Below are 12,465 nucleotides of genomic sequence, written 5' to 3' on the forward strand. Positions count from 1 at the left end.
GCAGATAGGGAGCCGCAGTAACAAATCACTGCGGCACGTTGTCCTATCCAGGTATTTTCGCAACCATGCGAACGGAAGTGGTGAGCTCTTCAAGTTGTAGCCAAGGTCTCAAATGCGCAATTGCGGAATAAGCACCTGGTTTACCTGGCTGTTCAACCACTTGGATTCTAGATTCGGCGAGCGGTGTTCTTGCTCTTGCATCGTTGCCAATAGCACCAGCGTTGGTGTATTGGTCGATCCAAAGTTGCAGTTCTCGCTGAACATCGTTGGCTTCAAGGTTAGATCCAAGCTTGTCTCGCCCCATAACTTTTAAGTAATGGGCAATGCGACCACTCGCCATAATGTAGGGCAGTCTAGCGGATATAGCAGCGTTGGCTGTGGCGTCAGGATCGGTATACGTCTTAGGTTTCTGTGTCGTTTGTCCACCAATAAACACGCCGTAGTTGGTGTTTTTATAATGAACCACATAGTAGAAGCCGAGATCACTTAGCTCTTTTTCTCGTTCGTCAGTTAAGTTAACTTCTGTTGGACACTGCTGGACGAGGTCACCTGCTTCAGTTTTGTATGTAAGGTTTGGCAAATTCTCGACTTTGCCGCCGTTATCTAAACCACGAATAGCGGTACACCAACCATAAGCGGTAAAGGCTTGAGTCATTTTCAAACCCAGATCATAAGCGGCGTTTGACCATACAAGCTCGTTATTATTTTTTGGTTTTGGGTTACCATCCATATCGGTATCCAACTCTTCGTAAGCAAAGACGTTAGTGCTGAGACCTTTTTCCCCATATGGAAGACGAGCGAGGGTTCTTGGTAATGTGAGTGTTACGTAACGAGCATCATCACTTTCTCTAAATGAGTTCCATGCAGCATAGGCAGGAGAATCAAAGCCAGCCGCAACTGGTTTACCCTCGTCAAATGTAGAGAAACTGTTGAACTCGAACATATTTGCGTTAGCCGCGGCGACGAAAGGCGCGTGACAGGCTGCCGCTACTTCCCCCATATACCTAAGCAATGCGACATCTTCATCTTTAGCGCTAAACTCATAGTCACCAATAAAGGTGCCGTATGGTTCGCCGCCAGCAGTGCCATATTCGCCTTGATATAGAGCGTTAAATAGTGGGCTGCGATCAATCGCTGGTGCGTCTTCAAATTGCTCAAGTAGTTCTTCTTGAGAGAAATCGACCATCTTGATCTTTAACGAGCGACCAAGATCGCTTTCCTTAACCATCTTTTGTAAACCACGCCACGACCCTTCCAGCTTTTGAAAGTCATCTTGTTGCATGACAGTCGACAGCTGCTTTGATAACTTTTTATCAATTTCACCAATGGCATTTTCAATGGTTTTCGTTAGATTCTTATCCCAGGTTACGGTTCCAGAAAGGGCTTGTTGTGCTAAGACGGAAAACAGCTCTTTAGTGGTATCTGCTGGGGTTTGCACTGTGGCTTCAATTGCCCGATCGAGAAAACTCAATGAGCCTTCTTCGGTGGCACTTTGGCCTTGAACGTCTGCTTCAGTACTCATGATTCTTCTCCCTCTTTTTTAATACCTAGCTCCTCCGACAGTGCACTAATGGTGTCGGCGCTTTGCAAAACTTCCTTAAGCAGTTTTTCAAGGTCTCGAGAGCGGTCGGCTTTTGAGAGCAGGACTTTAAGTTGATTACGGGTTTCAACCAGTTTTTTTAGTGGTTCAACTTGGTCGATGATGGCTTCAGGCTCAAAATCTTTCATTGAATTGAAGGTAAGACTGGCTTCAAATTGACTGTCGTCATCGGCAAGCACATTATCGACTTTCATCGAAAGCTCAGGTCCAACGCGCTTCATAACGTTATCGAAGTTATCTTTGTCTACGTTATAAAACGTGCGATCTTCAACATCTTCTTTGTTGGCTTTATGTCCTGAATAGTCGCCAATGACGCCAACAACAAACGGAAGCTCTTTGGTTTCAACTGCACCATTTGTTTCGACATCATAGGTGATACTTACGCGGTTTTTACTTACGCGTTTATGCTGAGAATTTAGTGCCACAACATCTCTCCTTCGTTAAATTAGCTTGCGGTCGATGTGACTTTCGCTTGGGTAGCATCAAAACCAACTTCTGGACCCTTTTCTATCTTCCCGCCTTCACCTTCGATGTAGTACGCTTTAGAGATTTCGGTATAGGTGAGTGCAAAGGTTTCATTGGGCAGTGACCCATCTGTTCCCGTCATGGTGTAGCTAGACATCCGAGCTTCTTTGAGGGTTAAGATTAAATAGGGATCGGCACCGGAACCATCACGGTTTGGTTTGGTCATAACGATCTCAATCGTTTTCCCTTCTGGTCCGGGCGCATAAAGGAAGGTAGTTAGATACGGTGTCGCGCCATCACAGCCACGACCAATGGATATCTCGCCAAGTGCTACCATGCCTTGATCGGCATTGTTAGCATTACCTACATCAATGCCGACACCACGAACCGCACCCCAAGACACATTGTTAATGGAAAAAAAGCCGTCTTTGCCACCGATTTTCTCAATGGTTGCAGCGCCTTTTGGTTTTGTTCCGTCGATTCTCATAAAAATTGAAGCCATTTGTTTTCTCCTTAGCGTTTCGCTTTAAACAATTACCAATTAAAATCTGATATTTCAGATTTAGTATTGGTTTGATTTTCTTCGGATTCATTGTGCGCAGATGCCGAGCCAACTGCATCGGTATTGCTATTGCTATTAGCGTTTATGGCTGTTGATGACATATCTTCAGCAACGCTATTGGTTTGACGTTTTGTTGAAGGGGTGGTCAACTTAATTGGCTTGTCATTAACACCAATCAGAGCATCAATATGGTTTAAGGCAGACGGGTCATGGCCCATGAGTACGCTCATCAATTCGGGCAAAGAGAGATGCCCCCACTGTATGGCGCGTTCTAATAGATAGGACGTTGGGCTATGAGGTTCGGTCTGTCTAAAGTACTCAGCAAGCTCACCAAGTTGTCTGAATGCTTGTTCGCGGTTTTTGAGTTGCTCGCATGAATTGAGCTTAGGTGTATTGAGCGCGTTCATTGGCGAGGTTTGTGTATTTGACTTACTCACTTTTGATACCGAGTCATTTGGAGTCAGGCTCTCTGACACGGTGTTATTTAATAGTGATGCGCCGAGAGTTGAGTCTTGTTGGATAGAAGCTGCGTTACCTTCTGTCGGTTGATTATCTTTTGATTCAGAGTTGACTGCGTCCAATGGCCAGCGGTCGTATTTGTCGCCAACCAAAATACGCAGTGCTTGGAGTAGAGTTTGGAAAATATCGTGTACATACTTGAGACGAATAGGGGCAATATTAGCTTCTAAACATCGACGGTTGAGTGCGGTTTCAACTTTTACTAGTTCAGATAAAATGCTATCGAGCGCGAGTACATTGTCTGTCACAGAGCTATTGAATTGATCACTGGCCTGTTTCTTTAGGGCATCAAGTGTTCCACTATTTTCGGCATGGAGGTAGTTTGAATAATTAATATTACCGACAAGATGAATAAACTGTGCAGGCATGAAGAGAGCGCCAGCGTCAGGCGCATCCCCAACAAATTGCATCAGTGGTTTTATTCGAAATTCTGCGCGTTCTTTTTGTTGATTATCATCCGTATCGCTGTTGGATGTGCTGTTGGGTAAGGTGGGGTGGAGTGAATCCCAAAAGGTATCAAGGTACACGACTAACAGCCGAAATCCGCTTACTAAGTCCGGCAGTGGACTATTGCTAAAAGCAAGCGTAGTGATATACCAGCTTAATAATTCAAGGTCTTTGGTCTTTTGGCAAAGTGCTTGCTCTACGGTGTCTCGGAATGTTGACCAATTGTGACGATTTACGTCGACTAAATCCGCGTCGTTAAAAGTTTCTGGTGTTTCGATCAGTTGTCTGAAAGAAGACAATGACGCATTGTAGCGGTTTCTTATTGCGCGGTATTCGGTGCGATCTAGCTTAAGATAGCCGCCAGTTGGCGCTTCTGTAGAAATAGGGGCGATAAGATTCTCAAAACTATTCATGTCATTCCTTTGACAATGTTTCACTTTAACATCGTTACTTAACTTTCGATTGAGTTGTTTAATGTAGTTATTATCAAAAGTATTAACAAAGCTATTACATTATTAAGCTAATAGTAGAAGTGATTTCAGAAAAGTCTCGAAAAAACAGTATAATTTGTAATATCCACCCATTACACGGCTTTTTTTAGAGGAGTATCACATGGAAAGTGTCAATAACATGACCAAAAACAAGGGTTTATCCACCTATTAGTACTGTGGGCATTCCCACAACAATTGTACCGCCGTGTGAGGTTGTGTCGCCAAGTCGAGCGGCTGGGCGATTTGAGATGAGTACGGTTGCGCTGCCTTTTACTATCGAATCAGGTGGGCCGACGCATGTACACATGTCGCCCATTACCGACGCGGGCATGTTACCAATAAGAACCGTGGGTACCCCAGGCCCAATGATAGGGCCACCAACGTGAGGAATAGGCGGAACTGCAGGGGTTTGCATTGGGCAAACATGCATATCGGTGATTCTCGAGGCTGGTAATGTCATACGTCTCCTAAGCCTCCGTTGGCTATGTTCGTCGCGATTGTGATGGCTTGTTGGTAATACTCCTTTTGTCCGTCCCATTCAGGTAGCGCTGCAGCCATGTTAATCGCGCCAGAGGATGCTTTGGCGTAAAGTTTGGGGTCGGGCAAGACACTGGGTAATTCAGGAGAGACAATGCTCCCAGACCCATTCCAAAAGATACCTTGTGCGAGCCAAGATGGTGCGCATTGCAGTTCAAGGCGATTGGCAAAAAGTTCGCAACGCCGTCTACCTTCTTCTGATGGGGAAAATATCCATTGTTTACAAGCGGATAAGCAGGCCATTTGCGATTGGTTCCAAGTGTTGTTACGCCGAGATACGCAAAGGTAAGCCCAAAGTAATGCTTCCCTTACTGGCAACGCATGGGCTAGAAACTGGACAAGGTCAAAATATAAGGTTTGCTCTTGGAGTTCATTAATGACTTCTTTGATCGTCGTTTTTCCTACGATAACCGTTGGGAGATCTTCTGAAGCAGTAAACAAAGGCAAAATTTGTTCGGGACTGACGTAGGGGATTTTTTTGTATTCAAGTATTTGATTCATTGTCTAATTCACCTTAACGATCGCACCTTTGACTTCCGTCATGACGGCGCCATTGATGGAGGCTTTTAAGTTTGACTTTACATCCGCTGAGAGTTTCGCTTGTGCTGTTAATGTGGTTTGAGCATCTAGCGTAAGGCTTGCCCCTTTAATGGTTCCGCTCCCCGAAGCATCTACAGTGACAGAAGCGCCAGACAACTTTGCCGATGTTGATCCTTTTGCGTCTACGGTCATTCCGCTTAAAGTGAGACCATTTGACGCCTTGATATCCACGGCACTTGATTCTATCTTAATGGCGGATGAGCTAATGGTGATTTTACTGGACCCCACTTTTAGTTCTAGTGAGTCTTCCCCTTCAATGGTGACGGTTTTCCCTTTAGCACAAAGCGTTTTAGTCACATTCAGTGTCATAGCATCTTGAGCGGTATAGGTAACCTGCTTAGTAGCGGTGTAAGCCACTTCGCCTTTTACCGTTGTCGTGTGATTGTTTTCTACATCGATGGTGTAGTCTTTTGCAGCGTGTTGATAGAACAGTTCATTGTCTTTCTTATCGTCAAAGTACCATTCGTTACTTTGACCTGTCAGCATCGTCTTTACCCCAGATTTTGTAGCGTTGGCTTCTTTGTAGGGTGGACTATGCTGGCTGTTGTAAACGGACCCAGTAATAACAGGGCTATCAGGGTCGCCATTAATAAAACTGACTAATACTTCCTGCCCTGAACGAGGAATGAATTGGCTACCGTACCCTTTTCCAGCCATAAGTTGAGCAACACGGACGTAACAGCTTGTGCTGTCTCCGCTTGTTTGTGTGTCCCATTGGAAGAGTATTTTAACGCGTCCTTGCTCATCTTGATTGATGTCTCCCGCTGTCGAGCCTGCAACAATGGCACTTTGTAAACCATGAATACTCGGCTTCTTGATCAGCGACGGTAGGTAAGGCGTAGTATTGGGTATCACGGTGACTTCACTTTGACAATCGCCTTGTCCTGAGTTGCCAGAATGATAATGAATGGACTGTTTGACAACCAGATAATCGCCTAGTTGGGCGCTGTCAGCATGGCTTTCTAGGGAAAAGTACTGTCCGATAAAAAACGCATCAATATCGCTGGTGGCAATGATTTGACGGTAATGGCTTTGCATCGCTTCGACGCGTTTTTTTACCAAGGCTGCGAGATCCGTCATGTCCCCGGTAATTGAATCATTGCCGTATTGATTCAATGATAATTTGGTATTGTTGGCAATGGTATTCGTGGCTTTACTCGTTTTACTGCTGACCAACTTTGATTGGCTGTAGTCATAGTTAGTCAGCTCGATACTGGTTGAGTGAAATTGATGCTCTGATTGCCATGATTGAAGTAAGGGGTAATCTCCAGATGGCTCAGAGGCCATATCAAATTGATGGATCTCTGCTTTGCTAAATGGCTTTTCAGCATCTTGAAGAATAAGTTTATGGCTTGATTCAGAGTGCTCGAAGTAATATTGAATACCATCTTGAGCTAATAGCCGACAAATAAAATTGTAGTCTGACTCATTGTACTGGATACAGTACTCTCTTTTTGTAGAAGGTAGGGAGTTCGCACTATAAAGGCTGCTAAATCCAGCATCAGAAAATATAGAAGACACAATGTCTTTGGTACTTTGGTTTTGAAATACTCGGCTGTTTTGGGTGAACGTTAGTAGCCATAGCCAAGGTCTTAAAGTGATGGTATAGGACGCATATTGTTTGCCTTCGTCGTAGCCATTGTTGATGATATTTGTCACGTATCCATTGAAACTGCGTATGAGCTTTTGCTTCCCAGATTCAAAGGTATACCGATTAAGCGTCATCGTTTGCCCTAATTGCTCTGTTGCCGAAAGCCCCTTTGCATATAAAACTAACGTTATTTCATAGGGCTCGAAGAAGCGCTCGTGAACGGTAGCCTCAGATACCAAGTATTCATTGCTGTTGTAATCTTTCGCTGTGAGCTCACTGGTCGACGCTAAATACGGTTCGGCCATGTTATCTTCCTTGAATTAAGCGCTTGATAATCATCTAAGATTAGCAGCTGAGGAAATAAATAGGAAAATGAAAGGGATATTGTGAGGAATATCTACTAAAAGGATAAGTAATCACAATAAAAGCAAGGTTAAATCAGTGTAAGTTGCCGATAATTAATGATTTTTATGAAGTGTTGTATTTTGTTTCATTGATATTTGGGAATGTATCACATATTTAATGGCGAATACTTTGGTCTAAATAAAGCATGCTTTACTTAGACGTGTGACTCACTAATTAAAGTACGGCTAAAAAGGAAGAAATATGCCACTGTCATTACAAAATGCTTACGACCTGATGCAGAGTGATTTAGAAGAATTTCTTAATCGTGTACCTATCACTATCTCTGGCGCAGGGAGTAAAGTAAAAGCGGTTCAGTATTATTTATCAGATACAGGCTATAGCTCATTTGGCAAAATCAAGGGAATGCCGAGTAAAGAGATTCGTCGTCGATTTTCTACAATGAATTATGGCAGTACAAAAGGACCGATTAGCTGTATACACATACCGAGTGACGTCATTCGATAAGCTTACATCGGACTCTTTTGTCAGGGTCAATGGCTATAACACCTCCAATTTTTTATGTACCACACAGCTATCTGGCTGCACTTTTGCGGTTAGGAAAAATAAAGATGGGTTGGATTTTACCCATATTCAACCAACGGATACGGTACACGGACCTCAAGTTCAACAGCACATGGCGCAGAGTTACGAAGTCTCGTTTGGTCGTGGGCAAGTTAGTGACGGTACGACTTACGCAGCAGGGACGTCGGTCACGATTATGGGGCAAAGAAAAAACAACCTGTGGGAGGTGTTTGCTCAATATCAAGATTCAGATAAAAATGTACTTGGTGTTGTGTGTATTTATAAGGAGCCAAGTTCGGTTGCTTATGTCACGTAACTTCGTTCGTCTGCAGTATCGAGAACGAAGGGGGAAAAAACGAGCGCAATGAATTAAGCCTTCCCTGGATGGTAAGTGCCACAGGGAAGGCATGGATTTTTAGGATTCTACCTTTTTCGGATGATAGAAGACTCTCTTTATTACTGAAATTAGCGCAGGGCCAATCAATACCGCGATTGCCAATGAAGTAAAGGCGAGTGTGATAGGACGATCCCACAAGAAACTCATTTCTCCATCAGCGATCATCAAAGCACGACGAAGGTTCTCTTCCATTAATCCACCCAATATAAACCCTAATAGTAGTGGTGCCAGTGGAAATTTTGCGAGCCTAAGAGCAATGGCTGCCATCGCCACAAGGATCATAATAAATACATCCATGGTATTGAACGAAACTAGATAGACACCAGTGATTGAGAAAAAGATGATCATGGGTAGCAGAACGGTTCTTGGTACCGCGAGTAGCTTAGAGATATATGGAATCAAAGGAAGATTCAGTATGACAAGTACGACGTTACCAAAGTACATAGAAATGATGACTGACCAGAATACGTCAGGGTGTTCAACGAACAGACGAGGTCCTGGTTGAATACCATAGGCAATCAGTGCACCTAACATAATTGCTGTGGTCCCAGACCCTGGAATACCAAGTGTTAACAATGGGACAAACGAGCCGCTTGATGCTGCGTTATTGGCCGATTCTGGCGCCACGAGCCCTCGGATGCTACCTTTGCCAAATTCATCGCGCTTTTCTTTCGGAGCTAAGTTTCGTTCCATACCATATGACAAGAAGGCGGCAATAGTAGCACCAGCGCCCGGCAATACTCCGGTGAAGAAACCAAGAATCGAAGATCGAATGGAGACAGGAGCCACCTCTTTAAACTCTTCTTTGGTGACTTTCATGCTACCGATGTCACTCATGAGATTTTGTTCTTCACTTCTGGTGTCTTGTTCGGGCTTTAAAATACCCATTAACGTTTCACCTAGTGCAAAGGTTGCCATAGCCAGCAAAAGAAAGCTAAAACCATCCATGAGATCAGTTAAGCCAAAGGTAAAGCGCTCAACACCCACCCCTTTATCAATGCCAACGGTAGAAATCATTAGCCCTAAGATAGTCATCATCCAAGCCTTGATGACTTGTCCTTTACCAGCAAATGCAGCGACAGCAGAAAGACCTAGCAGCATGAGAGCAAAATAGTCCGAAGATTGGAAACTAAGAGAGACTTGGGCTAATGCAGGCGCTGCGATCAAAAGCATAATGGCAGAAAGTGTTCCGTGCGTATAAAGAGGAATAAGCTGCGAGCGCTAGCGCTTTGCCTGCTTGACCTTTTTGCGCCATTGGATAGCCGTCAAACGCCGTAACCACGGTGGATGAACACCCCGGAGCATTAATTAAAATGGAGGAGGTTGAACCGCCAAAAACCGCCCCGTAATAAACACCAGCCATAAGAATGAGCCCAGAAGATGGATCGAGTCCGTAGGTGATTGGGATCATTAGGGCAATCGCAGAGATAGGACCTAATCCCGGTAACATACCGATAAAAGTCCCCACAAAACACCCAACGATCACCATCATGATGTTCATTGGCATGATGGCCGTAGATAAGCCTTGTAAAATTCCGTCTAACATAATGGATCCTACCAAAGAGTAAATATAATGCCAGGCTCAAGGTAAATATCTAGGCCTTGAGTCAACATGAGATAGAAAGCGATCACAAATGGAAATGAAGCGCCGAACAGGACTTTTTTGCGTCGTTCACCCAGTAAATAGAAGCCGAACATCAGAAAAAAGCCGGTAGCAAGGACAAAGCCCAAATAAGTCAGTCCTAACCCGTATAGCGCCATTAGGACAATGAACCCTCCAAGCAGGAGCCAATTCATATTAGTGTCAGATTCACTTTTTTCGTCGGGTTGTCCGGTGACAAGCAGTAGCAGAGATAAACCGATACCAATAAAGGTGAGTATGGTAGGTAAGGTGCGAGCGGTGAAAGGTTCGTATTCATCTCCGGGAAACATAGGAATAAGCGATGCTTGGTATCCATACCCAAGGCATAACACGAGAAAAATCATCGCACCTATACGATCACGACAGAGTAAATTCTGCTTAGTAAACGTCTTTGAGGTGAAATTTGACATAACTGGCTCCAGTGAATAATCAAATAAACTGCAAAAATGAAGCAAAGAAAAAAGCCATCCATAAGGGGTCGATGGGCATTCGACCGAAGAGGGTAGTTAACAAAGACTTCGCTAAGGACTCATAACGAGAGACTCTGTCAGCGATACCCAATAAACAAAGGAGTACAGCTAGTCACGCTAACGAATTGAAGGATTCGTTGTTGTGTCTTATGGACGGCAAAAATAAAGGTTAGAAGAGGTCTACTCAACTAAATTAATACCCGGTAGACCGGAGAGCGATTTACCAGGACATAGGATCTAAGAGTCATGACTATTTATTAAGGAAACCAAGTTCTGTCATCAGTGTACCCATTTGTTTTTCTTGATCTTCTAGGAATTTATAGAAGTCTTGGTCAGGTTTGTAGTTGTCGATCCAACCATTACGGTCACGAACCACTGCCCATTCATCGGTGGTGTACATTTTCGACAACGCATCTGTCCACTCTTTTACTTTTTCTTCGCTAGCTCCAGGGGCTGCAAAGAATCCACGCCAGTTAGCAAAGACGGTTTCGTTACCGTATTCGGTGAGTGTTGGGATATCAGGTGCGGCTTCTAAACGCTTTGGTGCTGTCACGGCAATCACTTTCACTTGGCCTGATTTAGACATTTCCAATACTTCGCCTAAGCCAGTAGAAAGTAGCTGAGTTTCACCAGATAACAGTGCTGCCATCGCTTTACCGCCAGCATCGTAGGCGATGTAACGTACTTTCTTAGGGTCAAAACCTTCGCCTTTAAATGCTGCTGCTACGACGAGGTGGTCCATACTGCCACGCGCTGAACCGCCAGCAATTTTCACTTTTCTAGGATTTTCTTTGAAGTCTGCGACCACGTCTTCCCACGTGTTATATGGCGAGTCTGCAGGGGCGACAATCGCGCCGTAATCGGCAATAGTTGCCGCGACAGGCGTTAAATCGCGGAAAGATTGTGGAAAGACACCAGTTAACGAGCGAACCACGATAGGGGTGGAATTCACCATCAGCGTATCTTCTTGGCGTTCAGCGGTTTCGATTAAGTGAGCAATGGCTTTGCCGCCACCGCCGCCGGATAGGTTTTGAAAAGAAACATTGTCGACAATATCCGCTTTTACCAATACGTCACCAGTTCCACGAGCCGTCATATCCCAACCGCCACCTGCACCACCAGGGATGATGAAATGTATTTTTTCAAGATCAGCTGCATAGCTACTAAATGACAGTGTTGCGGCCACGATTGACGCTGCGAGTGTTGGTTTTAATGCCTTAAACATGTTCACGTTCCTTATGTTGACTTTTGTCTGCCAGTATTTGCTCACCTGACGGGACCTCTTTGGGTTAGTTAAAGGTTATGCATTTGTTACAAACTCATCAATAAAGCGTCGATATTGAGAATAAAGAGCATAGGGTGAATATTGTTCATAAAGTTCGCGGAGTAGGTGAATGTTAGACATTAGTCTACATTGTCGACAGTGTGATTGATTTTTGCTCGGTATGTTGCTTAAATAGCCAGAAGTTCAGCGAGATTGTTAACAGTTTGGCTTTTGTAATAGGTGATAGCGTAGATGAATGTAGATCTAGTAATGAGCGATGAAGTCTCTTCCAAAGAAGCAACCAAGTCAGAGAATTTAACAGAGTGTCTTATAGAAGATATCGTTCTGGGTAGAATTGCATCCGGGAGCAAAATATCTGAACCCGAATTGGCAAAGCGTTTTGAAGTGAGTCGTGGTCCCTTGCGTGAGGCCATCATGCGACTAGAAGGACTTGGACTTATTGAACGTATTCCGCATGTCGGTGCTAGGGTCATCTCATTGTCTCAAGATAAGTTAATAGAGCTTTACTCCGTGCGTGAAGCTTTAGAAGGGATGGCTGCAAGGTTGGCTGCACAGCATATTAGTGATGAAGAAGTGATTGAGTTGGAAGGGTTATTGGCAAGGCACTCAGAGCATATCGATGAAGTCGACGGAGCATCGTACTTTCATCAACATGGTGATTTTGATTTTCATTATCGGATAATTAAAGCGAGTCAAAATAGCCAGTTAGTGAACTTATTATGCAATGAGCTATATCACCTACTCAGGATGTACCGCTACCAATCACCAAGAACTCAGTCTCGTCCAGAAGCCGCCTTGAAAGAGCACTTATTTATTTTGGATGCCATTAAAAATAGGGACCAAGAATTAGCAGAGCTTCTTATGAGACGCCACATATCAAGAAGCAAAGCCTTAATAGAGAAAAATCTAAATAGTTAATCAACATTAATCGC

General features: G+C 44.1%; 12 protein-coding genes and 1 pseudogene. 3 read left to right on the forward strand and 10 right to left on the reverse strand.

Annotated features, from left to right (window positions below):
- Positions 1 to 43: 43 nt before the first annotated feature.
- The 7 genes from tssC to AC0L66_RS08670 all read right to left on the reverse strand — a co-directional run bounded on the left by tssC (position 44) and on the right by AC0L66_RS08670 (position 7,117).
- Complete coding sequence (gene tssC / locus AC0L66_RS08640) at positions 44 to 1,522, reverse strand: type VI secretion system contractile sheath large subunit (RefSeq protein ID WP_473569144.1); 1,479 nt, start codon at positions 1,520 to 1,522, stop codon at positions 44 to 46.
- Positions 1,519 to 2,025: a type VI secretion system contractile sheath small subunit gene (gene tssB, locus AC0L66_RS08645; RefSeq protein ID WP_265673002.1), complete on the reverse strand. Its 507-nt coding sequence runs from the start codon at positions 2,023 to 2,025 to the stop codon at positions 1,519 to 1,521. Before tssB ends, tssC begins: the two co-directional genes overlap by 4 nt.
- 20 nt (positions 2,026 to 2,045) lie before the next feature.
- Positions 2,046 to 2,567: a type VI secretion system tube protein Hcp gene (locus tag AC0L66_RS08650; protein ID WP_265673000.1), complete on the reverse strand. Its 522-nt coding sequence runs from the start codon at positions 2,565 to 2,567 to the stop codon at positions 2,046 to 2,048.
- A gap of 32 nt (positions 2,568 to 2,599) precedes the next feature.
- Positions 2,600 to 4,006, reverse strand: a complete 1,407-nt coding sequence (locus AC0L66_RS08655; RefSeq protein WP_473569147.1) for a type VI secretion system protein TssA — start codon at positions 4,004 to 4,006, stop codon at positions 2,600 to 2,602.
- Positions 4,007 to 4,241: 235 nt separating this feature from the next.
- Complete coding sequence (locus AC0L66_RS08660) at positions 4,242 to 4,544, reverse strand: PAAR domain-containing protein (protein WP_265672998.1); 303 nt, start codon at positions 4,542 to 4,544, stop codon at positions 4,242 to 4,244.
- Positions 4,541 to 5,122: a DUF6931 family protein gene (locus tag AC0L66_RS08665; RefSeq protein ID WP_265672997.1), complete on the reverse strand. Its 582-nt coding sequence runs from the start codon at positions 5,120 to 5,122 to the stop codon at positions 4,541 to 4,543. The genes AC0L66_RS08660 and AC0L66_RS08665 overlap by 4 nt, the downstream gene beginning before the upstream one ends.
- A 3-nt stretch (positions 5,123 to 5,125) precedes the next feature.
- The gene (locus AC0L66_RS08670) at positions 5,126 to 7,117 is read right to left on the reverse strand and encodes a type VI secretion system Vgr family protein (protein WP_265672996.1); all 1,992 of its coding nucleotides are present in this window, start codon (positions 7,115 to 7,117) and stop codon (positions 5,126 to 5,128) included.
- Between the two features lie 301 nt (positions 7,118 to 7,418).
- Between AC0L66_RS08670 and AC0L66_RS08675 the strand changes: the two genes are divergently transcribed.
- A complete protein-coding gene (locus tag AC0L66_RS08675; RefSeq protein ID WP_473569149.1) occupies positions 7,419 to 7,682 on the forward strand; it encodes a hypothetical protein in 264 nt (87 codons plus the stop codon).
- On the forward strand, positions 7,624 to 8,055 hold the full coding sequence (locus tag AC0L66_RS08680) for a hypothetical protein (protein WP_473569150.1): 432 nt from the start codon (positions 7,624 to 7,626) through the stop codon (positions 8,053 to 8,055). The genes AC0L66_RS08675 and AC0L66_RS08680 overlap by 59 nt, the downstream gene beginning before the upstream one ends.
- Before the next feature lie 99 nt (positions 8,056 to 8,154).
- On the opposite strand, the pseudogene AC0L66_RS08685 reads toward AC0L66_RS08680, so the two are convergent.
- The 3 genes and pseudogenes from AC0L66_RS08685 to AC0L66_RS08695 form a co-directional block, all read right to left on the reverse strand.
- Positions 8,155 to 9,682, reverse strand: a pseudogene (locus AC0L66_RS08685) (tripartite tricarboxylate transporter permease).
- Between the two features lie 8 nt (positions 9,683 to 9,690).
- The gene (locus AC0L66_RS08690; RefSeq protein WP_265672993.1) at positions 9,691 to 10,188 is read right to left on the reverse strand and encodes a tripartite tricarboxylate transporter TctB family protein; all 498 of its coding nucleotides are present in this window, start codon (positions 10,186 to 10,188) and stop codon (positions 9,691 to 9,693) included.
- Positions 10,189 to 10,498: 310 nt separating this feature from the next.
- Positions 10,499 to 11,473 (reverse strand): tripartite tricarboxylate transporter substrate binding protein, encoded by a 975-nt coding sequence (locus tag AC0L66_RS08695; protein ID WP_265672992.1) that lies wholly within the window; start codon positions 11,471 to 11,473, stop codon positions 10,499 to 10,501.
- A gap of 291 nt (positions 11,474 to 11,764) precedes the next feature.
- Here AC0L66_RS08695 and AC0L66_RS08700 point away from each other — a divergent pair, with 291 nt between their 5' ends.
- The gene (locus tag AC0L66_RS08700) at positions 11,765 to 12,451 is read left to right on the forward strand and encodes a GntR family transcriptional regulator (RefSeq protein WP_473569151.1); all 687 of its coding nucleotides are present in this window, start codon (positions 11,765 to 11,767) and stop codon (positions 12,449 to 12,451) included.
- Positions 12,452 to 12,465: the final 14 nt, after the last annotated feature.

Source organism: Vibrio sp. GJ43-1, assembly GCF_055808835.1.